The sequence below is a fragment of the Elioraea sp. genome (assembly GCF_022842375.1).
In the GTDB taxonomy this organism is placed as follows: Bacteria; Pseudomonadota; Alphaproteobacteria; order Acetobacterales; family Acetobacteraceae; genus Elioraea_A.
The window spans coordinates 108,616-129,490 of sequence record NZ_JALHPR010000001.1; the positions used below are offsets into that span (position 1 = coordinate 108,616).

Here is a 20,875-nt window from a genome sequence, read left to right on the forward strand (position 1 = left end):
CCCGGTCCATAACCGCGATACCTTGATGCGATGGAGAGCGCAACTCCCGTCACCCGCTTCGCCCCGAGCCCGACGGGCAGGCTGCATCTTGGCTCGGCGCATTCCGCGCTGTTCGCCTGGCGTCTTGCGCGCGAGGCCGGCGGTCGCTTCCTGCTCAGGATCGAGGATATCGACCGCACGCGCTGCCGCACCGAATACGCCCTGGCGATCCTGGACGATCTCGCCTGGCTCGGCCTCGACTGGGACGGCGAGGTGCGGATGCAATCGGCGCATTTCGCCGAGTATGGCGCCGTGCTCTCACGCCTTTCGGCCCGCGGCCTGCTCTACCCGTGCTTCTGCACGCGTGCCGACATTGCGCGCGAGATCGAGGCGGCCGGCGGTGCGCCGCACGGGGCCGACGGGCCGCTCTATCCGGGCCTGTGTCGGAACATTCCAGAAACCGAACGACAGGCGCGGGTGGCGGCCGGCGAGCCGCATGCTGTTCGCCTCGACATCGCCCGCGCGATGGCGGGGGTGCCAGGCCCGCTGATGTGCGAGGAGGTCGGGGAGGGCACGTTCGCTGCGAACCCGGCCCCGCTGTTCGGCGACGTGGTGCTGGCGCGGAAGGACACGCCGGCGAGCTACCACTTTGCCGTGACGCATGACGACGCGCTGCAGGGCATCACCCTCGTCACGCGCGGGGACGACCTGAAGCCAGCGGTGCATCTGCACCGGCTGCTCCAGGCGCTGATGGGCTGGCCGGTGCCACGCTGGCGGCACCATCCCCTGTTGCGTGGGCCAGGCGGCGCGCGGCTTGCAAAGCGCGATGGTGCTGCCGGCATCGCCGCATTGCGAACAGCCGGCCGCAGCGCGGCTGAGGTGCGCGCCATGGCCGGCTTTCCGGACTGAGGGAAAACCTACGCCGCCTTCATCTCGGCGATGAACCTGTCCACCTGGGCGCGGAGAGTTTCCGCACCCGTGCTGAGTTCGCGCGCGGCTGCCTGCACCTGCGATGCCGCCGCGCCCGAGCCCGAGGCGGCCTCGCTCACGCTGCTGATGTTGTTCGTCACGGCAGCAGTGCCGGCTGACGCCTCCTGGACGTTGCGCGCGATCTCGCTGGTCGCGGCACCTTGTTCCTCGACTGCCGCGGCGATCGAGGTGGCGATCTCGCTGAGGCGCCGGATCACCTCGCCCATCCGCGTAATCGCCTCGACGACACGGGCGGTCTCGCTCTGCACCGCATTCACCTGGCCGGCGATCTCCTCGGTGGCGCGGCCGGTCTGGGCGGCGAGGTTCTTTACCTCGGAGGCAACGACCGCGAAGCCCTTGCCGGCCTCGCCCGCGCGTGCCGCTTCGATCGTGGCGTTGAGTGCAAGCAGGTTGGTCTGCCCCGCGATCTCGCTGATCAGCCGAACAACGTCGGAAATGCGCTGGGCGTTGTCGGACAACGCCTGCACCGTCGTACTCGTGCGGCCCGCCTCGCTCTCGGCCTCCCCGGCGATGCGCGTGCTTTCCGCCACCTGGCGGCTGATCTCCGTCACGGATGCCGCGAGTTCCTCGGCGGCCGCGGCAACGGTGTTGACGTTGGCCGAAGCCTGCTCGGCGCCGGCGGCGACGGCGGTGGCCTGGCGGGAGGTCTCCTCCGCCCCTGCCGCCATGCTCGTGGCGGTTGCCTCCATCTCGGTGGCGGCCGTGGCTACTGTGCGCACGATGATGCCGGCCTCGTCCTCGAACACGCGCGTGATCTGCTCGACCTTCTGCGCCCGCGCGGCCTTCGCCTCTGCCTCGGCGAGCTGGGCTGCCTGGAGCTGGCGCGCCCTGACGAGGTTGTCGCGGAACACCGCCATCGTGCGCGCGATGTCGCCCACCTCATCGCGGCGATCGGCGCCGATGATCGGGGCCTCCGTGTCGCCCTCGGCAAGCGCGTTGAGGCGAGCGACCGAGACGGCAATCGGGCGGGCAACGGCGCGCGTCCCGGTCAGCCAGCCGAGAGCGAGGCCGCCTACCAGTCCGAGCGACGCGACCACGATCATGATCATCGTGAGTTGCTTGCCGTGAGCCACGCCATAGCTCGCGATACGGTTTGCCCGCTGGTCGGAATAGGCGTTGAAGGCCGACATCGCGGCGATCAACGCCTCCGCCGCGTCGCGGCTCTGCATGACCGTCTGGCCAATCGCAACCGTCGCCTCGTTCGACTGCACCTGGTCGCCAAGGCGTCGGACCGTGACGATGGTGTTGTCGAACTGCGTGGAGTAGCGCTGCCAGGCGGCGTCGACCGGCTGGAGCAGTCGCACCTGCTCGCCATCTGCCACGCGGCGAAGCTCATCGAGCCGCTGTGCGAATCGCGCCTTGGCGGTGCGGGAAACCTCCTCGGCATACCGCATGTTCTCGGGCGACGGGTCGGCCGCGAGGCGGAATTCTGCGCGGTTGAGCATCAGCGCATCCCGGTTCGCGTACGCACCGGCCAACGCCTCGCCGCCAGCGTCGCTGACCTCGCTGAGGTCGTTCGACAGCATCCTGATCCCCTGGATTCCGACACCCGCCACCGCACCCGTGATGGCAAGCATCAGGACCACCAGCAAAAGGACCTTCCTGCCGATCTTCATGTTTTCAAACGACATGGGCACAGATCCCTCACCTACGTCATGTGTCCCACCAGGCGACAGGGGACATCGCTGGCCCACTATCGTGCGGATGTGTGACGATCTCGTTACGGAGGTAGGATCATCCCCCCTGGTCGAGGCCGAGCCGAAGCCTCTCGGCTGCCAGCCCCGGCGGGATGACTCCGAGGCGCAGGAAAAGGTCGATCAGCACCAGGTTGACGTTGAACTTGAAGAGGTCCGTCTCGCGCACCGCCTCGACCACGCGGGCGAGCGGCCAGAGCTCGAACCGCGCCACCTCCGCGTCGTTCGGCCGCGGCACGACGTGCTCGGCCATGTCGAGGTCGTACACATGCAGCGTATCGCGCCGCATGCCCCGCGCCTGGCGCGGGGTGTTCCACGCCATCACGTAGCCGATCGTGCCGGCCTTGCGCGCCGTCACGGCCACCTCGGGCGGGATGGAGGCCTCCTCCTCCGCCTCCTTCACCAGCGTCTCCTCCGGCCCCATGCCGGCGGAGATGCCCCCGGCCACGAGATGATCGAGCTTGCCTGGGTCGACCGCCTTGTCCGCTGCCCTGACCCCGACCCAGAGATGCACCTCCCCGCCCTTCCTCACGAGGCCGTTCACGTGCACCCCCTCGGCCCTGATGCCGAAGACCGGCACGGCGGAACGGTCGAGCGTGGCGAGCGAGATGCCGCCGGGGGCCTCCCGCACGTCATACCGCTCGCCACGCAGGCGCGGGATCAGCCCTGCCTCGACCAGACCCGCGACGGCCTGGGCCAGCGCGTCCGACCGCGCGCCGGGGCTGCGCAGCCGCCGGGCCATCGAGACGCCGCGCTGGTCGAAATGGAAGTCGGCGGGGCGGAAGGTCAGCGCGCTCACGATATCGGGCGCGAGCCAGCCGACCTGGCGACCCTCGATCAGGAACGGCTCGAACCCCGCCGGCGAGGCGATGTCGTTGCAGCGGTCGATGTGGCGGAGATAGGGGGCGATATCGTCGTGCATGGCGCGACATTCGCATGCAGCCCGTGCCGCTGCCACTGACCGCGCCGGCGTATCCGGCCTCGGCCCTAGGGCTCTCCAGCGGCTTTCCCTGCCGCCATGGGTGCCATGCCTGCCTGGGGCTTTGCGCATTCGGCGGGCACACGACATAAGGGGTTGATCCAGCCCGACCCAGAGGTCTCGTGACACCGCCACACGCGCCGCCGAACGCAGCACACGGAGCAACCGCGCCATCCGGCCAGGGGACAGGGGCGGGAGCGGCCGCGGGGCCCCTTCCGGCCAGGAGCCATCGCGAGACGTTGCGTTCGCTGCTCCCCTATGTGTGGCCGGCAGGCGAGCCGGGCTTGCGGATCAGGGTGGTGATCGCTCTCGTCTCGCTCATCCTGGCCAAGGTCGCGACCGTCTATGTGCCGGTGATCCTGTCGCAGACCGTCGATGCGCTGACGCCGGCGGACGGGCGCGGGGCCATCGTGGCCGTTCCGCTCGCCCTCGTGGTCGGCTATGGGCTGCTCCGCCTCGCCGCCTCGCTGTTCCAGGAACTGCGCGACGCGGTGTTCTCCGCCGTCGCGCAGCACACTGTCCGCCGCGTCGGGCATGCGACGTTCCAGCACCTGCACGCTCTCTCCCTCCGCTTCCACCTCGACCGGCAGACGGGCGGGCTGTCGCGCGCGATCGAGCGGGGCACCAAGGGCATCGACACGGTGCTGCGCTTCGCCCTGTTCTCGACGCTGCCCACCCTGCTTGAGATCGGGCTGGCGACGGCGGTGCTCTGGGTCGCGCTCGGGGGCCAGTTCGCGGCGATCGTGTTCGTCACGCTAGCCCTCTACGTCGCCTTCACGCTCGGCTTCACCGAGTGGCGGGTGCGCTTCCGCCGCCAGATGAACGAGACCGACCAGGAAGCGACCACCAAGGCGATCGACAGCCTGCTGAACTTCGAGACGGTGAAGTATTTCGGCAACGAGGCGCATGAGGCGAAGCGCTTCGATGGTGCGCTTGCGGCCTATGAGCGGGCGGCGGTGAAGAACCAGGTGTCGCTGAACGCACTCAACCTCGGCCAGGCGGCGATCATCGCGTGCGGCCTGACGGCGGTGATGCTGCTGGCGGCAAGCGGCGTGGTCGCTGGAACGCTCACGGTCGGGCAGTTCGTGATGGCCAACGTGTTCCTGATCCAGCTCTACGCGCCGCTGAACTTCCTCGGCTTCGCCTATCGCGAGATCAAGCAGGGCCTGGTCGACATGGAGGCGATGTTCCGCCTGCTCGGCGTCGCGCGCGAGGTGGCGGACAGGCCGGGTGCGCCGCCGCTTGGCGTCGCTTCCGGCGAGGTGCGGTTCGAGAACGTGCGCTTCGCCTACCGGCCCGACCGCGGCATCCTCGATGGCGTCTCCTTCTCCGTGCCGGCGGGGCACACGGTGGCGATCGTCGGGCCGTCGGGCGCAGGCAAGAGCACCATCTCGCGGCTGCTGTTCCGCTTCTACGACCCGCAGGAGGGGCGGATCCTGATCGATGGGCAGGACATCGCGGCCGTGACGCAGGCGAGCCTCAGGGCGGCCATCGGCATCGTCCCGCAGGACACGGTGCTGTTCAACGACACCATCGCCTACAACATCCGCTACGGCCGGATCGGGGCGAGCGAGGCGGAGGTCGAGAACGCCGCCAAGCTCGCCCGCATTCACGACTTCGTCGTCTCGACGCCGGACGGCTACGCCACGCGGGTCGGCGAGCGCGGCCTCAAGCTCTCGGGTGGCGAGAAGCAGCGCGTGGCGATCGCACGCACGATCCTGAAGAACCCCCCGATCCTGCTGTTCGACGAGGCAACCTCGGCGCTCGACAGCCAGACCGAGCAGGCGATCCAGGCCAATCTTCGCGAGATCAGCCGTGACCGGACCACGCTCGTGATCGCGCACCGGCTCTCGACGGTGGTGGACGCGGACGAGATCCTCGTGCTCGAAGCCGGCCGCATCGCCGAGCGTGGCACCCACGCGGCGCTCCTGGCCCAGGATGGGCTCTACGCCGCGATGTGGCGCCGGCAAGCTGAGCAGGAGGGCGCCGGGCAGGAGGAGACGACCGAAGAGGTCGCGGGCTGAGGGGTTTATTGGGGGGTGGTCCGGCCCCATGTCAGCGATGCAACAACCGAGGAGAACGGGGCATGCAGTTCGACCCCGAGGGGAATGCGCCTGCCGATCTGAGCCATGCCGGCTCGATCGTCGACAAGGCGATCGAGTACATGATCGAGCAGAAGATCGGCTCCCTCTCGGCCGCCTCGGCGCTGCTCGGCGGCGCTCTCGGCCTGCTCTCGCGCTCGATGAGCGACGAGGCGATCGTCCAGGTGCTGAACAATGCCATCGCCTCGGTGCGTGATGGCGAACTTCGGGGCGAGGGGCCGGCCCAGGGGTGATGAGGCAAGGCTGATGGCTGGTGGCTGCCCGCGTGCCTTGACGCGGCCACGGCCCGCCGGTAGAAGCCGCGTCTTCGTTGGGGGTGGCCCTTCCCGGGCCAGCCTCGTTTGTGGTCGTGCAAGAGGATACGTGTCATGGCGCGTCGCTGCGGCGTCACGGGCAAGGGTGTGCAGACTGGCAACAATGTCAGCCACGCCAACAACAAGTCGCGCCGGCGGTTCCTCCCGAACCTCCAGGTCGCCTCGATGATGTCGGAGGTGCTCGGCACCACGATCCGCATGCGCATGACCACGCGCGGCATCCGCACGATCGAGCACAATGGCGGCATCGATTCGTGGCTGCTCGGTACGCCCGATCGCAGGCTGTCCGACGAGGCGCGGGTACTGAAGCGCCGGCTCGAGCGGGCAAAGGCCAAGAAGGCCGCCTGATGGCATGCTGCCCCGGGCATCGCCCCGGGCAGCGCCGGGATGGGCCCGCTTCGGCGGGCCTTTTTTCGTCAAGGGGCTGAGACGCCGTGCTGCCGCTCTCCCCGGCCGCCATTGTCGCCGCGCTGAACGCGCTCCCGCCCGACGTCGTCTGGCTGATGATGGCGGCAGCTTCCTTCGGCGCCGTTCTCGCGATGCTCGCCGCGTTCGGCCGGACAGGCCTCGTCGTCTTCATCGCGGTGGCCGTGATCGCTGCCAACCTTCAGGTGCTGAAGGTCGTTCCCTTCGTGCTGCTGCCCGGGCCTGTCGCGGAGGGGACGGTGGTGTTCGCCGCCACCTATCTCGCGACCGACATCCTCGCCGAGCATTACGGACCCGCCGCCGCCCGACAGGCCGTCTGGCTCGGCTTCGCCGCGCACCTGATCATGACCGTGCTGATGCTGCTCGCCCTCGGCTACCGCCCGCTCGATGCCGCGACGGCGGGCGAAGGCCTTGCCTGGGCGCTGCCGTTCCATGACCACCTCGCGGCGCTGTTCACGCCTGCACCAGCGCTGTTCGTGGCAGGGATGACGAGCTATCTCGTCAGCCAACTCATCGACATCCGCATCTTCACCGCGCTCGGGATCGCCACCGCCGGCCGTGCCCTCTGGCTGCGAAACACCGCGAGCACGGCGGTGAGCGCGCTGATCGACAGCGTGCTGTTCTCGACCCTCGCCTTCGTCGTGTTCGCCGAGAACCCCGTGCCATGGGACGTTCTGTGGCGCACCTACATCCTTGGCACCTGGCTCGTGCGCTTAGGGCTTGCGGTGGCCGACACGCCGGCGATGTACCTCGCCGGCCGCCTGGTTCCGGAGAAGCGATGAGCGCGCGTTATCCCGCGCATCGCTTCACCGTTACAGCCCGTGACAGCGCGAGCCGTGCGCGGACCGGGCTGATCGAGACGCCGCACGGGTCCATCGCCACGCCTGCCTTCGTGCTCTGCGCCACGCGCGGCGCGCTGAAGGCAGCGACGATGGACGATGTGCGCAGGCTCGGCGCCTCGGTCGTGCTCGGCAACACCTATCACCTGTTGCTCGCACCAGGTCCCGAACGCATCGCTTCGCTCGGTGGGCTGGCCACCATGACGGGCTGGCGCGGCCCGACGCTGACCGACAGCGGTGGTTTCCAGATCTTCTCGATGGGCCATGGCGGCGTGGCAGCCGAGATCAAGGGCAACCGCTCCGGCACGCCGGCAGCGACGCTGATCGGCATCGAGGAGGCAGGGGCGACGTTCCGGTCCTATCTCGATGGCGCGGTGAAGCGGCTGTCGCCCGAGATCTCGCTCTCCGTCCAGGCCGCGATCGGGGCCGATCTCGTCGTGGTGCTCGACGAGTGCACGCCCTTCCACGCTGACCGTGCCTATGTCGAACGCGCGCTCGCCCGCACCTTCCGCTGGTCACGGCGTTCGCTCGCCGCCTTCGATGCGGCAGGCGGCATGGGCAGCGCGGGACCGCAGGCGGTGGTGGGCATCGCCGGCGGGCATGTGCACGAGGACCTTCGCCGCGCGGCGGCCGATTTCGTGAACGGGGAGGATTTCTTCGGCCACGCGATCGGCGATTCACTCGGCGGCACGCGCGAGGAGATGCACCGCATCGTCGCGTTCCAGGCGCCGCTGCTGCGCCCCGACAGGCCGATCCACCTGCTCGGCATCGGCCAGGTGGCCGATATCTGGAACGGCGTCGCTGCCGGCATCGATACGTTCGACTGCGTGCACCCGACGCGCATCGCCCGCCATGGCGGGGCGCTCGTTCGGGCCGGCACCGATGGTGCCGCCGGGCGCGATCACCTGAACCTCCGCAACGCCCGCTTCCGCGACGATCCGCGCCCGCTCGAGGAGGGGTGTGACTGTCCAGCCTGTGCCGCGGGACTCTCGCGCGCCTATATCCACCATCTGCTGAAGGTCGACGAGCTCGCCGGCCTGCTGCTGATCAGCCGCCACAACATCCGCTTCATGATGCGGCTGATGGACACGGTGCGTGCGGCAATCGCGGCAGGGCGGGTGCGCGAGGAAGCGGCGGCGTGGGGCGCCAGCCTCGGCTGAGTGGGCTCGCTTGGCCATTGCTTCTGATCAATGCAGCGCGCCCGGATCGAAGGAAAGCTTCGCCGATGCCGGTGACGTGCCCGTGGGGGTGCGCGCCCGCATGGGAGAAGGTCCGTGCGACAAAGTCAGCGCGCGCCATGCCGGCGCGCCGCCGTCGTCGGGGTTGCCCTGGCGGCCGTGGTTGCTTTCCCCGGCCTGGCGCCGGCGGTCGTGCTCAATGATGGGATGATCGGGGCGGAGACGATCGACGAGGCCGCGCTCGGGCTCGGCATGAAGCCGCGCTACTCGGGCATCGGCGGCGTATTCGCATCGCGGGGTGGCGCCGGGAACCTCTGCACCGGCTCGCTCGTGAGTGCGACGATGGTGCTGACGGCGGCACACTGCTTCGACAGGTCAGCTGACGGGACGAGCGACTACGCTCCCTCGGAGGTCAAGTTCCTTTATGGCAACGACCTCGGCCTCGACCTGTTCCGCCCGACCGCGCCAGGCATCGTGGCGAGCGCGATCTATCTCAACCCCCTTTATGTTGCAGACGGGACCTCTGTCTACCAGCGCTACGATCTCGCCCTGCTCGAACTGAGCAGTGCCGTTCCCGACGCATACCAACCCTTCGCAGTCTATGCATCGCCCGGCGGCAACCAGGCCGACATCGTCGGCTACGGCAAGAGCGGCCCTGGAGGATCAGTCCAGGACAACAGGAAGCGCGCGGGGGTGAACGCGGCCTACATCCTCGACCGGTCGCCCAACTACACGTTGGTCGATTTCGACCAGCTCGGCGCCGACGACCCGGGCACACGCTTCCGCGACGGCGAGGTCGCGTTTTCCAAGGTCGAAGCTTCGCCCTGCGGCGGGGACAGCGGCGGTCCATTGCTGACAATGAGCGACTTCATGCTGAGCGGCGTGGTCACGGGATCGCTGAGGCCGGACGACGAAGCCTGCCGCTATGGTGATGTGGTGGCGTATGTCCACACGGGGCAGGAAGACAACGCGTGGTTCCTCCGCTCGCACGGCGTCGAGGTGATCGACGAGCCAGGAACGATGGCGCTGTTCGGCGCAGCGCTGCTTGCGTTGTTCGCAGCCCGGAGGCGGGGCGTCCCTTCAGCGTGATCGGGTGGTGAGCGCGGCTGGGTCGAGCCTGAACAGCATAAGGATGTTGCGCTGGAACAGGCTGAAATTGTCGTCCGACAGGATGGCGACATCGAGCGCTCCGTCCTCGCGCCGCGCCACCGCGATGGCCTCGTAGTTGTCGGAGGCGAGCGGCGGGGCGATCGCTGCGATCTCAACCGGCTCCAGCACGTCGCGGGCGAAAGCATCGCGTGGCAGCCATGCGATGCGGCTCGTGAAGCCCGTCAGCACGCTAACGCGGCGCTCCAGCACCAGCGCCCCGCCATCGGGAAGTCCTGCTGCGTCGACCGGCACGAGGTCGGGCCCCGGGCGATAGCGGCGCTGCGTCCAGCTGCTGCCGTCGCCGCTCCCGAGCCAGGCGGGGCAGGTGCCGTCGTCGGCCGCCGCCTCGGCGATCGCAAACAGCCTGCCATCGGCCAGCACAGCGAGGGTCTCGAGACCAGCGTTGGCGACGAGCGTGGCGATGCCGGGCGGTGCGGGAAAGTAGAGCCCCGGCGCATCCGGATCGGCGAAGGCGCGGATGCGGTGCCAGCGCTCGAAGGCGACGAGCAGCCGCCCATCGGGCAGCAACGCCAGCGCCTCAGCATCGCCGGCCCGGCCGGCGCGAAGGGCAGCGCCGTTGCTGTCGCGGATCGGGCTGAGGCGTGGGTCCGCGATACCGGTCAGCATGCCTTCGCCGCCACGCTCGATCCGCCCGCGGAACCAGTGCGCCTGGTCGGTGATCGCGATGATCGTGCCGTCGGCCGAGAGGAGCAGGCCGGACAGCCCGCCGAAGGCCCGGTCATCGCCGCCGAGCGCAAGCGCGCCCCGGAACTGGAGGGGGCCGAGGCGGTCGAGCGTTGGCGCCTCGTCCGACAACGGGAGCTGGCGCGCACGAAGCGTGAGCGCCGCGGCAGGCGTACTGACCGCCAGCAGCGGTGCGGCGAACAGCGCGCGGCGGTGGAGACCGCGAGAGTTCAGGCCACCGTTTCTCAGGCGACCAGCGCTGCCTGCTCGGCCGCGGCGCGGTGCCAGGCCTCGGCCGCGTCCTCGTCGAACAGCTCGGCGAGCTTCTTCATCATCGTGCCGCCAAGCTCCTCGGCATCGACGATGGTGACGGCGCGGCGATAGTAGCGCGTGACGTCATGGCCGATGCCGATCGCCGTCACCTCGATGCGCTTGTCACGCTCAATGCGGCGGATCACCTCGCGCAGATGGCGTTCGAGATAGTTGCCGGGATTGACCGAGAGCGTGCTGTCATCGACCGGCGCGCCATCGCTGATCACCATCAGGATCTTGCGGTGCTCGGGCCTGGCGGCGAGGCGGCGATACGCCCATTCCAGCGCCTCGCCGTCGATGTTCTCCTTGAGCAGCCCCTCGCGGAGCATCAGCCCGAGGTTCCGCCGCGCCCGCCGCCAGGGCTGCTCTGCCGCCTTGTAGACGATGTGGCGAAGGTCGTTCAGCCGGCCGGGGTTGCGCTTCTTGCCTTCCTGCACCCAGCGCTCGCGGCTCTGCCCGCCCTTCCAGGCGCGCGTCGTGAAGCCGAGGATCTCGACCTTCACCGCGCAGCGCTCGAGCGTGCGGGCGAGGATGTCGGCCGACATCGCCGCGACCGTGATCGGACGGCCGCGCATCGAGCCGGAATTGTCGATCAGCAGCGACACCACCGTGTCGCGGAACTCGGTCTCGCGCTCGCGCTTGTAGCTGAGCGAGTGGGTCGGGTTGGCGACGATGCGGGCCAGCCGCGAGACGTCGAGCAGCCCTTCCTCGAGGTCGAAGTCCCAGCTGCGCGACTGCTGCGCGAGCAGGCGGCGCTGCAGCCTGTTCGCGAGCTTGGATACGACGCCCTGGAGGTGCTGGAGCTGCTGGTCGAGCTGGCTGCGAAGTCGCGTGAGCTCGTCGGTATCGCAGAGCTCGTCGGCCGCGACCTCCTCGTCGAACTGTCGCGTATAGGGCTCGTAGCGATGCGCCTCGTTGCCGAGGTCACGGTCCTTGCGCGCCTGCGGGCCGGCTGGGCGGTCGTCGCCCTCGGCCGCCGCTCCCTCGTCCTGCTCCTGCTCGACGCTGTCGGCGGCCTCGGCCTGGCCCTCGGCCTCCTCCTCGCGCGCGCCGGGCATGCTCTCGGCCTCGGCGGCGGAGCCGGCGCTGTCCTGCTCCTGCTCGTCGGCCCCTTCTTCCTGCTCGCCCTGCTCGTCGTCCTGTTCCTCGGCCTCGGCTTCGGCGTCGGTTTCCTCTTCGGCCATGTCGAGTGCGGCGAGCAGCTTGCGCGCGGCGCGGGCGAACTGGTCCTGGTCGTCGAGATTGCCGGCGAGGCTCTCCAGCGCCACGAACGCCTTGTCGGGCAGCGTGGCACGCCAGAGGCCGAGCACCTCGCGCGCCGCATCGGGCGTTGCCTCGCCCGTCAGCGCCTCGCGGGCCAGCAGCTCGATCGCCTTGGCGACGGGCAGCTGCTCGCGCCGCGTCATGCGGTCGAGCCCGTCGGCCTCGCATTCCTCGGCCAGCCGCGCCCGCAGGTTCGCAGCGACGCCCGCCATCACGCGGGAGCCGAGCGCCTCGACGCGGGCCTGGGCGAGCAGGTCGAACACCTCGCGTGCCTCGCGGCGGGCTGGCAGTCGCTTGCCGTGCAGCGTGTCGTCATGGAGCTTGAGCTTGAGCGCCATGGCGTCGGCCGCGCCGCGCAGCCGCGCCATTTCGGCGGCCGGAAGCGCGCGCGAGGGCACCGGCAACCGCGCGCGCTTGCCGGCAACACCTGGGGGACCGGGCTGGAACGCGACATCGACATCGCCGCGTTCGGCGACCGCACGGAGCGCGCCGGCCGTCGCCCGGCGGAACTCCTCGGTGCGGGCCGTGTCGCCCGGTTTCGGTGGCTGTGCCATCAGCAGCGCCCCATCACGCCGCGCGGCGCGGACCGGCCCCGAGCGGCAGCTCCTCGTTGAAGCAGCGCTGGTAGTACTCGGCCACCGTCGCGCGCTCCGCCTCGTCGCACTTGTTCAGGAAGGTCACGCGGAACGCGAACGCGATGTCATCGAAGATCTTGGTGTTCTCGGCCCAGGTGATCACGGTGCGGGGGCTCATCACGGTCGAGATGTCGCCGTTGATGAAGCCGGCGCGGGTGAGGTCGGCCAGCGCCACCATCGCTGCGACCCGCTTCTTCGCCGCGGCATCGCTGGTGGGGATGGCGAGCTTGGCGGTCACGATCTCGGTCTCCTGCTCGTGCGGCAGGTAGTTGAGGGTCGCGACGATGTTCCAGCGGTCCATCTGGCCCTGGTTGATCTGCTGCGTGCCGTGATAGAGGCCGGTCGTGTCGCCGAGGCCAACCGTGTTGGCGGTTGCGAACAGCCGGAACCCCGGGTGCGGGCGGATCACGCGGTTCTGGTCAAGCAGCGTCAGCTTGCCCTCGACCTCCAGCACGCGCTGGATCACGAACATCACGTCGGGGCGGCCGGCGTCATACTCGTCGAACACCAGCGCGCAGGGGTGCTGGAGCGCCCAGGGCAGGATGCCCTCGCGGAACTCGGTGATCTGCTTGCCGTCGCGCAGCACGATCGCATCCTTGCCGATCAGGTCGATGCGGCTGATGTGGCTGTCGAGGTTCACGCGGATGCAGGGCCAGTTGAGGCGGGCGGCCACCTGCTCGATATGCGTCGACTTGCCGGTGCCGTGGTAGCCCTGGACCATCACGCGACGGTTGTGGGCGAAGCCGGCGAGGATCGCGAGTGTCGTCTCGCGGTCAAAGCGATAGGCCTCGTCGATGTCGGGCACGTGCTCGGTCCGCACCGAGAAGGCCGGCACCTCGAGGTCGGAGGCGATGCCGAAGACATCCCCCACACGCACCTTCGTGTCTGGGAGGTCGATCGCCGAGGTCGGTCTTGCGTCAGCCAACTGGGTCACCTTCGTCATGCGCGGTCCGCTTTCCTGCGTCGTGGAACAGATTAGACCCCGTTGCGGCGCTTGCGAAGGCCGCCCCGGCGATTGGCCGTCATCCGCCTGCGGGAAGCACGCGGATCAGCGTCGTATAGGCTGCGTTGATGGTCTTGAGCTTGTCCTCTGCCGCCTTGTCGCCGCTGTTGGCGTCGGGGTGGTGACGCTTGGCCAATGCCTTGTACGCGCGCTTGACCTCGACGCGCGTCACAGGCCAGGGCAGGTCGAGGGTGGCGAGGGGGGAACGAAGCTCCGCCGGGATCTCGGTCGTCTCGCGGGCCGGAGCAGGCTTGGCGTTGCCGAGGACGCCGAACGGGTCCGCGACCCGCTCGTCCGGCCCGAGGCCGATGCGCCCCAGCGGCCAGGTCGGGCGCTGCCAGGTCGTGTCGCGGCGCATCTCGCTCTCGATCTCGCCGGGGCTCATGCCCTTGTAGTAGTCCCAGGCGCGGTTGTATTCGCGCACATGCTCGAGGCAGAACCAGTAGTAGTCGTTCAGGCTGCGTCGCGATTTCGGGGCACGGAATCCGCCATGGGCGGCGCAGCCGGGCCTGTCGCAGGGGCGCGAGAGATCGTCGGTTTGCGGGGCATCGGCCCGGAGCCGGGAGTTTCGGGGTGCACCATGGGTGCGGGCGGTGCCGTTACGCATCGGTCAGTTATGGCCACGGGTCATGGACGTGGCAAGGCAAGCAACAGGGGGGACAAGACATGACGGAACATCGCGCCGCGCGCATCAGGGCGGCACTCGAGGCAGCGCTGGCACCCGCCGAGATCGCCGTGGTCGACGACAGTGCCAGCCACGCTGGCCATGCCGGCAACCCGGACGGGGCAGGGGAGACGCACTACACCGTGCACGCCATCTCGCCCGTCTTCGCCGGCGAGGGGCGGGTGGCGCGGCAGCGGAGGGTTCACGCAGCGCTGGCGACGGAGTTCGCCACGGGCCTGCACGCGCTGAGCCTGAAGCTTCAGACGCCGGAGGAAGCCGCCTCGGGGCGGTGACGCGGCGCGAACACCCGCACGCGAATCACCCTTTCGCTTCAACGTCCCATTAAATGATATCGGCCACTCTGCGCGCACACGGAGGAGCCCCCCATGGCGCGCAGCACCCTGATCAACCGCAATATCGTGGCCGAGCGTGGCCGCACCAGCATGCGTCTCGAGCCCGAGCTCTGGGACGCGCTGTCGGAAATCTGCCGGCGCGAGCGGACGAGCCCGTCCGAGCTCTGCCGGCGCATCGAGAAGCTCGGCCTGAAGGGCGGCCGGACCTCGGCGATGCGTGTCTACGTGCTGCAGTATTTCCGCGCGGCGACCACCGAGGAAGGCCACATCGCGGCCGGCCACGGCATCGCCGATCACTCCCGGTCGTCGGGCAACGGATCGGCGCTGCGCACCGCGGTCGCGGCCTTCATGTCGGGTCCCGCCGAGTAGCCACGCGCCTTCACGTACTCCGGCCAGCGGCGGGCAACCATCGGGCTGTCCGCCGCGTAGGCATGGCAGGTGTTGAGCAGGGCGGGCGGGGCGGCAGGGTCTGCCGGTCGCTTGCGGCGCACGACGATGAGCGTCTGGAACGCCACCGTCGCCATCGGCCCGAGCAGTTCCACGAGGTGGGTGCACCCCTGCACGCCGCCCACCACTTCCTTCACCTTCCGGGTCCAGCCAGGGCCGATGCGCAGGCCCGCGAGCCGCGCGAAATTCGGCGTGATGGCAGGGCACATCGCGAAGGGCCCGTACTCCGTGTTCGCCTCAGCCGCGACCACGGTCATGTCCTCGTCGATGGTCAGCCGGATCAGCATGCCGTGCAGCGGCACGCCCGGCGTGACCTCGCCCCGATCCTCCGTCGAGAAGGCGTAGGTTTTCGTGTCGGCGAGCTGCGCCTCGATGTCGAACAGCCCATCCTCGCGGCGGTAGCCGTCGATGACGATGGCGCGGGTGTGGAGCTTCTCGCGGGGGGATGGGGGGCTCAGCGGCACGGTCGCGCCTCGCTCATGCTGCGGTGCATCAGGGCGATATGGCATGGGCGGGCCGGCCCCGCCAGACGCGGCGTTGAGCCTCAGGGCGCCAGGATGGCCGCGAGTCGTCCGATATCCGACGCCGCTTCCGCGCCGGGGTGCCGCGTCAGGAACGGCACCTGCCGGCGGATCGCCTCGGAGACGCGGGCATCGCGACGGACCACGCCGGCCAGCGGCGGGCTCACCTTCAGGAAGTTCTCCGCCGCCTTCCTGAGGCCGAGCCAGGTGCGTTCGCCGGAGGCCTGCGTTCCGGCCATGTTCACGACGATGCGCCTGTCACCGCCAGGCCGGTCGAGGGCGGCGAGCTTCAGGCAGGCATAGGCATCGGTCAGCGCGGTCGGCTCCTCGGTCGTGACGACCAGCAGCGTGTCGGCGACCGAGGCCAGCCGCCGGGCGGTACGATCGAGCCCCGCGCCGATGTCGAGGATGACGGTGCCGAAGCCCTTCGCCTCCGCCAGCCCGGCAAGGATCACCTCGATCTGCTCCGGTGTCAGCTGCGCGAGCGCGCCCGAGCCCGAGCGGCCGGCCAGCACGGAGAACCCGGCATCGGGTACCGGTGTCGCGAGTGCCTCGGCACGCTCGCCCTTCAGCAGGCCGGAGAGATCGCGCCCGACCTGGAGTCCGATCTGCACATCGACATTCGCAAGCCCGAGGTCGCCATCGACGAGCAGGACGTTCCGCCCGCGCTGCGCGAGCGCGTGCGACAGGGTGATGGCGAGCCAGGTCTTGCCGACCCCGCCCTTGCCGGAGGCGATGGCGATCAGCCTTCCCGCGGCCCCCTGTTCGGGTGCCGTGGTCGTCGCGGCGAGAACGGCGTGGGCGGTCATGGGCGCTTCGTCTCCACTGTCACGCTGCCGAGGCGCGGGCGAGCCGCGCGGCGGGAGGATTGAGCAGCCGCGCGGCCAGCGCCTCTGCCGTGAGCGGGCCGAGCCCGTCGGCGGCACCTGGGCCGGTTCCGGCTTCGGCGATTGCAAGCCCGCCGCCGATGGCAGCGGCCGGGATCGCGCCGATGCGGCGTGCGAGGTCGAGGCGTGTGGCAAGCAGGTGGCGCGCGCCGGTCTCGGCCATCGCTTCCGCCATGTCGGCGGCCTCCATCGCGTCCATCCCGGCCGGGATGGTCAGTGCCACCGCGGCACCCGAGGCAGCGGCGAGGGCGGCGATCTCCTCGCGCTCGCCGGCATCGAACGGGTCGAGGCCAGCGGTGTCGATGAGCGTCGGCGCGGTACCGCGGTTGGTGGCGAGCGCGCGCAGCACCGTGGCCGGGTGGGGGGCAGCGATCAGGTCGATGCCGAGGAGCCGCGTGAATGCGGCGAGCTGTTCGACCGCACCCGCACGCCTGCCATCGGCGGCGATCACGCGCGGTGTTCCGCCGGCAAGCCTGAGCCTGGTGGCAAGCTTGGCGACGGTGAGCGTCTTGCCGGCCCCCGGCGGGCCGACCACGAGAACGGCTGAACCCGGGCCGAGCGGCAGCCCCTCGAAGCGCAGCGCGCCGGCGAGCGTCGCGGCAAGGTCGGGCGAGGCGGCGAGATGGTTGCGGAACATCTCCGGCAGCCCGTGGGCGGCAAGTGCCGCAGCGATCGGGCCAAGCGGCTCATGCAGTACGGCCGGCGTGAGCGGGATGACAGGTGCTGAGACCTCCGCCTGCGCCAGGGGCGCGAGCGGGGCGATGTCGTCGGCCGGCTCCACCGCGGCGGTGAGCTCGACACCCTCGGTGACGCGGCGTGAGCCGAGCATCAGCGCATCGGGGCCGAGTTCCGCGCGCGCGGCCGACATGGCCGCTGCCATCGTCCGCGCGCGGAAGGTGCGGATGCGCATGGCTCAGATGCTCCCGACCGTGCGGATACGCGCGCGGGGGTGGATTTCCGCCTGGCTCAGAACGGTCGTCGCAGCCCTGAAACGTTCCACAACCGCACGCACATGCGGGCGGATGGAGGGGCCTACGAGCAGCACCGCCGCCTCGCCGGCATTGGCCGCGCGGTCCATCGCATCGCGCAGCTTGGTCATGAAGTCAGTCAGCTTCGAGGGCGCCATGGCGAGCTGGCGGTCCTCCGACGGCCCCGTCATCGCCTCGGTGAAGGCGCGCTCCCAGTCCGGCGAGAGGGTGACGAGGGGGATGTAGCCGTTCGGCCCCGTGTGCTGCTCGCTGATCTGGCGCGCAAGGCGGATGCGCACCTGCGCGACGATGCCGCCAACACCGCGTGCGCCGCCCGCGAGCGCATCGGCGATGCCTTCGAGGATCGTCGGCAGGTCGCGGATCGAGACGCGTTCTCCCAGCAGCGCCTGCAGCACCCGCTGCACGCCCGCCGTGCCGATCTGCGCGGGGATCAGGTCGGAAACAAGCTTCTGGTGCTCGCGCGGCAACTCGTCGAGCAGCTTCTGCGTCTCGGCGAAGGAGAGCAGCTCGGCCATCTGGTCGCGCACCAGCTCGGTCAGGTGCGTGGTGATCACGGAAGCCGGGTCAACCACGGTGTAGCCGCGCGCCCCGGCCTCCTCGCTCATTGTCTCGTCGATCCAGGCAGCGGGGATGCCGAAGGCGGGCTCGGTCGTCTTCTCGCCGGCAAGGGCGACCGGCGCCCCCGTCGGGTCCATCGCCAGCAGCATGCCGGGGCGAACCTCGGCGCGGCCTGCCTCGAGCTCCTTGATGCGCACGACGTAGGTGGACGGCTGGAGCTGCACGTTGTCCTGGATGCGTACGGGCGGCAGCAGGAACCCCATTTCGGTCGCAAGCGCGCGGCGCAGCGCGCGGATCTGCTCGGTCAGCCGCGCGCCGCCCTCGGCGGTGGCAAGGCCGAGCAATCCGTAGCCGAGCTCGAGCCTGACCGCATCGATGCGGAGCGCGGCTGACGGCGACTCTTCCACCGGTGCTGCCGCCATCGCCTCCGCTTCGGCGGCAAGAAGCGCGGCATCGGGCCCCTTGCCGGCATTGCGCCGCGCCCACGCAGCGGCGCCGGCCGCACCGGCGATGGCCAGGAAAGGGAGCATCGGGATACCGGGCATCAGCGCGAGAACACCGGCCGCGCCTGCTGCCATCGCGAGCGGCTTGGGCGAGCCGGCGATCTCGCGCAGCAGCGCCTCGTCGGTCGTGCCGTCGACGCCGGCCTTGGTGACGACGATGCCGGCGGCGGTCGATGTCACGAGCGCGGGGATCTGGCTCACCAGCCCGTCGCCGATGGTCAGCAGCGAGAACATGGTGATCGCGTCGGAGAAGCTCATGCCCTCGCGCGCGACGCCGATCGCAAGCCCACCGATCAGGTTGATGATGGTAATGATCAGGCCGGCGATGGCATCGCCCTTCACGAACTTCGCCGCACCATCCATCGCGCCGAAGAAGGCGCTTTCCTCCTCGAGCTCCTTGCGGCGCTTCCTCGCTCCTGCCTCGTCGATCAGCCCGGCGGAGAGATCGGCGTCGATCGCCATCTGCTTGCCAGGCATGGCATCGAGGCTGAACCGCGCCGCGACTTCGGCGATGCGGCCGGAGCCCTTTGTGATCACCACGAAGTTCACAAGGACGAGGATGGCGAAGACGATCAGGCCGATCACGACGTCGCCGCCCATCAGGAACCCGCCGAAGGCAGCGATGACGGCGCCCGCAGCCTGCGGCCCCTCATGGCCGTGCGCGAGGATCAACCGCGTCGAGGCGAGGTTGAGGCCGAGGCGGAGCAGCGTGGTGATGAGCAGCAGTGTCGGGAACGAGGTGAAGTCGAGTGGCCGGCGCATGAACATCGCCGTCATCAGCACCAGCACCGAGGAAGTGATCGAAAGCGCCAGGCCGAAATCGAGCAGCAGGTGCGGCAGCGGAACGACGAGGATGACGATCAGCATCGCGACGCCGATCGCCATCATCACGTCGGGTGCCGGGATCGCGCGGCTCATCTGCGCGCCGAGTGCTCCCATCCCGCCGCCAGCCCCCGCCTCTGTGCCTGCCGTCGGCTCGGCCATCGTCTTCGGGCCGCTCAGGCCATCACGCGGTCAGCCTGCGCGGGCGGCGGCACCCTTACGCCGGCGGAGGAGTAGTCGCGCAGCTTGTTCCGCAGCGTGCGGATGGAGATGCCGAGGATGGTCGCCGCATGCGTGCGGTTGCCCAGGCAGTGGGTGAGCGTCTCGAGGATCAGGTCACGCTCGACATCGGCGACGGTGCGGCCGACCAGCGCGCCGACGGGTGCCTGCGCCTGGCCGTTGTGCATGCCTTCGCGCTGGCGGGCCACGGCTGCGGCCGCCGCGGGAACCAGGCGCTGCGAGGCTTCCTCTGCCGCAGGCGCGCCGCCGCCGAGCTCGATCGCATCGACATCGATCACATCGCCCGGGGCGAGCAGCACGGCGCGGTGGATGGTGTTCTCGAGCTCGCGCACGTTGCCGCGCCAGGAATGGGCTTCGAGCATCGCCATCGCCGCCGTGGTGATCTGCCGGCCCGGCAGGCCGTTCACCTCGGCGTATTTCCGCGAGAAGTATTCCGCCAGCGGCGCGATGTCGCCCGGCCGCTCACGCAGCGAGGGCACGTTCATCGAGATGACGTTGAGGCGGAAATAGAGGTCCTCGCGGAACGTGCCCTTCTTGACCTCCGTCATCAGGTCGCGGTTCGTGGTCGCGATCAGCCGGACGTTCACCTTCACGGGTTCAGCCCCGCCCAGGCGATCGACCTCGCGCTCCTGAATGGCGCGCAGCAGCTTGGCCTGCAGGCGGATATCCATCTCCGAGATCTCGTCGAGCAGCAGCGTGCCGCCGTTCGCTGCCTCGAACTTGCCGATCCGGCGCGCGACCGCGCCGGAGAACGCGCCCTTCTCGTGGCCGAACAATTCGCTCTCGAGCAGGTTGTCGGGGATCGCGGCACAGTTGAGTGCGACGAACACCCCTCCGGCGCGGCGGCTCTTGCGATGGATGTGGCGGGCGAGAACCTCCTTGCCCGTTCCGCTCTCGCCCGCGATCAGTACCGAGGCGTCCGATGCCGCGACCTGCTCGGCCCGCTTGATCGCAGCCTTCATCACCGGGTCGCGGTGGATCAGCGCGTGGCCGTCGGAACCGACCGCCTCGAGGATCGCGGCGATCAGATCGGCGTCAGGCGGGAGGGGGAGATACTCGCGGGCGCCTGCCCTGATGGCGGCGACAGCAAGGTCGGCATCGTTGCCGACGCCGCAGGCGATCACCGGTGTGGCGATGCGCTCGGCCGCCATCGACCGGACGAGGGTCGCGACGTCGAGCCTGACGTCGCACAATACCAGGTCGGTGCCGGTGCCGGCACGCAGCATCGCGAGCGCCGCGGCGACATCGTCGGCCTGGTTCAGCTTGGCACCTCGCGCGATGGCGATGCGGCCTGCCTGTCCCAGTTCCGCCGACAGCGAGCCAATGATCAGGATCCGCATCCTG

The 20,875-nt window shown here is 69.8% G+C and carries 20 protein-coding genes; 9 read left to right on the forward strand and 11 right to left on the reverse strand.

The genetic code is table 11. The annotated features are described in order from the left end of the window. The first annotated feature begins 30 nt into the window (after positions 1 to 30). Entirely contained in the window at positions 31 to 888 is an 858-nt protein-coding gene (gene gluQRS, locus Q0C38_RS00535; RefSeq protein WP_291295091.1) for a tRNA glutamyl-Q(34) synthetase GluQRS, read from the forward strand. Positions 889 to 896: 8 nt separating this feature from the next. Here gluQRS and Q0C38_RS00540 read toward each other — a convergent pair whose 3' ends face one another. Next, a complete protein-coding gene (locus Q0C38_RS00540) occupies positions 897 to 2,585 on the reverse strand; it encodes a methyl-accepting chemotaxis protein (RefSeq protein WP_291295092.1) in 1,689 nt (562 codons plus the stop codon). A 118-nt stretch (positions 2,586 to 2,703) separates the two neighbouring features. Continuing rightward, positions 2,704 to 3,585, reverse strand: coding sequence for an NUDIX hydrolase family protein (locus Q0C38_RS00545; protein WP_291295093.1), 882 nt, complete (start codon positions 3,583 to 3,585; stop codon positions 2,704 to 2,706). A gap of 296 nt (positions 3,586 to 3,881) precedes the next feature. On the opposite strand from Q0C38_RS00545, the gene Q0C38_RS00550 reads away from it, so the two are divergent. From Q0C38_RS00550 to Q0C38_RS00575, 6 genes are all read left to right on the forward strand, one after another. Beyond that, complete coding sequence (locus Q0C38_RS00550) at positions 3,882 to 5,666, forward strand: ABC transporter ATP-binding protein/permease (RefSeq protein WP_291295094.1); 1,785 nt, start codon at positions 3,882 to 3,884, stop codon at positions 5,664 to 5,666. A gap of 62 nt (positions 5,667 to 5,728) precedes the next feature. Continuing rightward, positions 5,729 to 5,977 (forward strand): hypothetical protein, encoded by a 249-nt coding sequence (locus tag Q0C38_RS00555; protein WP_291295095.1) that lies wholly within the window; start codon positions 5,729 to 5,731, stop codon positions 5,975 to 5,977. Positions 5,978 to 6,112: 135 nt separating this feature from the next. Then, on the forward strand, positions 6,113 to 6,406 hold the full coding sequence (rpmB, locus tag Q0C38_RS00560; RefSeq protein WP_291295096.1) for a 50S ribosomal protein L28: 294 nt from the start codon (positions 6,113 to 6,115) through the stop codon (positions 6,404 to 6,406). Positions 6,407 to 6,492: 86 nt separating this feature from the next. Further along, entirely contained in the window at positions 6,493 to 7,266 is a 774-nt protein-coding gene (locus Q0C38_RS00565; protein WP_291295097.1) for a queuosine precursor transporter, read from the forward strand. After that, complete coding sequence (tgt, locus tag Q0C38_RS00570; RefSeq protein ID WP_291295098.1) at positions 7,263 to 8,483, forward strand: tRNA guanosine(34) transglycosylase Tgt; 1,221 nt, start codon at positions 7,263 to 7,265, stop codon at positions 8,481 to 8,483. The genes Q0C38_RS00565 and tgt overlap by 4 nt, the downstream gene beginning before the upstream one ends. A gap of 225 nt (positions 8,484 to 8,708) precedes the next feature. Next, positions 8,709 to 9,590, forward strand: coding sequence for a trypsin-like serine protease (locus Q0C38_RS00575; protein WP_291295099.1), 882 nt, complete (start codon positions 8,709 to 8,711; stop codon positions 9,588 to 9,590). Here Q0C38_RS00575 and Q0C38_RS00580 read toward each other — a convergent pair. From Q0C38_RS00580 to Q0C38_RS00595, 4 genes are all read right to left on the reverse strand, one after another. Next, positions 9,582 to 10,466, reverse strand: a complete 885-nt coding sequence (locus Q0C38_RS00580; protein ID WP_291295100.1) for an esterase-like activity of phytase family protein — start codon at positions 10,464 to 10,466, stop codon at positions 9,582 to 9,584. The genes Q0C38_RS00575 and Q0C38_RS00580 overlap by 9 nt on opposite strands. A gap of 113 nt (positions 10,467 to 10,579) precedes the next feature. Beyond that, complete coding sequence (cobT, locus tag Q0C38_RS00585; RefSeq protein ID WP_291295101.1) at positions 10,580 to 12,463, reverse strand: cobaltochelatase subunit CobT; 1,884 nt, start codon at positions 12,461 to 12,463, stop codon at positions 10,580 to 10,582. 13 nt (positions 12,464 to 12,476) lie between these two features. Next, a complete protein-coding gene (gene cobS, locus Q0C38_RS00590; protein ID WP_291295102.1) occupies positions 12,477 to 13,487 on the reverse strand; it encodes a cobaltochelatase subunit CobS in 1,011 nt (336 codons plus the stop codon). 79 nt (positions 13,488 to 13,566) lie between these two features. Next, positions 13,567 to 14,154, reverse strand: a complete 588-nt coding sequence (locus tag Q0C38_RS00595) for a J domain-containing protein (protein ID WP_291295103.1) — start codon at positions 14,152 to 14,154, stop codon at positions 13,567 to 13,569. Between the two features lie 59 nt (positions 14,155 to 14,213). On the opposite strand from Q0C38_RS00595, the gene Q0C38_RS00600 reads away from it, so the two are divergent. Together Q0C38_RS00600 and Q0C38_RS00605 are read left to right on the forward strand one after the other, a co-directional pair. Beyond that, positions 14,214 to 14,504 carry a BolA family transcriptional regulator gene (locus Q0C38_RS00600; protein ID WP_291295104.1) on the forward strand — a complete coding sequence of 97 codons (291 nt, stop codon included), beginning with the start codon at positions 14,214 to 14,216 and terminating at the stop codon, positions 14,502 to 14,504. A gap of 93 nt (positions 14,505 to 14,597) precedes the next feature. Then, positions 14,598 to 14,933: a ribbon-helix-helix domain-containing protein gene (locus Q0C38_RS00605; protein WP_291295105.1), complete on the forward strand. Its 336-nt coding sequence runs from the start codon at positions 14,598 to 14,600 to the stop codon at positions 14,931 to 14,933. On the opposite strand, the gene Q0C38_RS00610 is transcribed toward Q0C38_RS00605, so the two are convergent. The 5 genes from Q0C38_RS00610 to Q0C38_RS00630 are packed head-to-tail and all read right to left on the reverse strand — an operon-like array spanning position 14,858 to position 20,871. Continuing rightward, a complete protein-coding gene (locus Q0C38_RS00610) occupies positions 14,858 to 15,520 on the reverse strand; it encodes a DUF2889 domain-containing protein (protein ID WP_366937224.1) in 663 nt (220 codons plus the stop codon). The two genes, Q0C38_RS00605 and Q0C38_RS00610, sit on opposite strands and share 76 nt — an antisense overlap. Positions 15,521 to 15,555: 35 nt before the next feature. Continuing rightward, positions 15,556 to 16,341 carry an AAA family ATPase gene (locus Q0C38_RS00615; RefSeq protein ID WP_291295106.1) on the reverse strand — a complete coding sequence of 262 codons (786 nt, stop codon included), beginning with the start codon at positions 16,339 to 16,341 and terminating at the stop codon, positions 15,556 to 15,558. Positions 16,342 to 16,360: 19 nt separating this feature from the next. Next, complete coding sequence (locus Q0C38_RS00620) at positions 16,361 to 17,329, reverse strand: hypothetical protein (protein ID WP_291295107.1); 969 nt, start codon at positions 17,327 to 17,329, stop codon at positions 16,361 to 16,363. Positions 17,330 to 17,332: 3 nt separating this feature from the next. After that, complete coding sequence (gene flhA / locus Q0C38_RS00625; protein WP_408869993.1) at positions 17,333 to 19,453, reverse strand: flagellar biosynthesis protein FlhA; 2,121 nt, start codon at positions 19,451 to 19,453, stop codon at positions 17,333 to 17,335. A gap of 14 nt (positions 19,454 to 19,467) precedes the next feature. Further along, entirely contained in the window at positions 19,468 to 20,871 is a 1,404-nt protein-coding gene (locus Q0C38_RS00630) for a sigma-54 dependent transcriptional regulator (RefSeq protein WP_291295108.1), read from the reverse strand. Between the last annotated feature and the right edge of the window lie 4 nt (positions 20,872 to 20,875).

Bases quoted from the DNA above. Each gene is read 5' to 3' on its own strand.
- Q0C38_RS00605 (WP_291295105.1), top strand. From the start codon at position 14,598: ATGGCGCGCAGCACCCTGATCAACCGCAATATCGTGGCCGAGCGTGGC.
- Q0C38_RS00575 (WP_291295099.1), top strand. From the start codon at position 8,709: ATGATCGGGGCGGAGACGATCGACGAGGCCGCGCTCGGGCTCGGCATG.
- Q0C38_RS00540 (WP_291295092.1), bottom strand. From the start codon at position 2,585: ATGAAGATCGGCAGGAAGGTCCTTTTGCTGGTGGTCCTGATGCTTGCC.
- gluQRS (WP_291295091.1), top strand. From the start codon at position 31: ATGGAGAGCGCAACTCCCGTCACCCGCTTCGCCCCGAGCCCGACGGGC.
- Q0C38_RS00620 (WP_291295107.1), bottom strand. From the start codon at position 17,329: ATGCGCATCCGCACCTTCCGCGCGCGGACGATGGCAGCGGCCATGTCG.
- cobT (WP_291295101.1), bottom strand. From the start codon at position 12,463: ATGGCACAGCCACCGAAACCGGGCGACACGGCCCGCACCGAGGAGTTC.
- Q0C38_RS00545 (WP_291295093.1), bottom strand. From the start codon at position 3,585: ATGCACGACGATATCGCCCCCTATCTCCGCCACATCGACCGCTGCAAC.
- Q0C38_RS00630 (WP_291295108.1), bottom strand. From the start codon at position 20,871: ATGCGGATCCTGATCATTGGCTCGCTGTCGGCGGAACTGGGACAGGCA.
- cobS (WP_291295102.1), bottom strand. From the start codon at position 13,487: ATGACGAAGGTGACCCAGTTGGCTGACGCAAGACCGACCTCGGCGATC.
- Q0C38_RS00600 (WP_291295104.1), top strand. From the start codon at position 14,214: ATGACGGAACATCGCGCCGCGCGCATCAGGGCGGCACTCGAGGCAGCG.
- flhA (WP_408869993.1), bottom strand. From the start codon at position 19,453: ATGGCCGAGCCGACGGCAGGCACAGAGGCGGGGGCTGGCGGCGGGATG.
- Q0C38_RS00595 (WP_291295103.1), bottom strand. From the start codon at position 14,154: ATGCGTAACGGCACCGCCCGCACCCATGGTGCACCCCGAAACTCCCGG.
- tgt (WP_291295098.1), top strand. From the start codon at position 7,263: ATGAGCGCGCGTTATCCCGCGCATCGCTTCACCGTTACAGCCCGTGAC.
- Q0C38_RS00610 (WP_366937224.1), bottom strand. From the start codon at position 15,520: ATGCCATATCGCCCTGATGCACCGCAGCATGAGCGAGGCGCGACCGTG.
- Q0C38_RS00615 (WP_291295106.1), bottom strand. From the start codon at position 16,341: ATGACCGCCCACGCCGTTCTCGCCGCGACGACCACGGCACCCGAACAG.
- Q0C38_RS00555 (WP_291295095.1), top strand. From the start codon at position 5,729: ATGCAGTTCGACCCCGAGGGGAATGCGCCTGCCGATCTGAGCCATGCC.
- rpmB (WP_291295096.1), top strand. From the start codon at position 6,113: ATGGCGCGTCGCTGCGGCGTCACGGGCAAGGGTGTGCAGACTGGCAAC.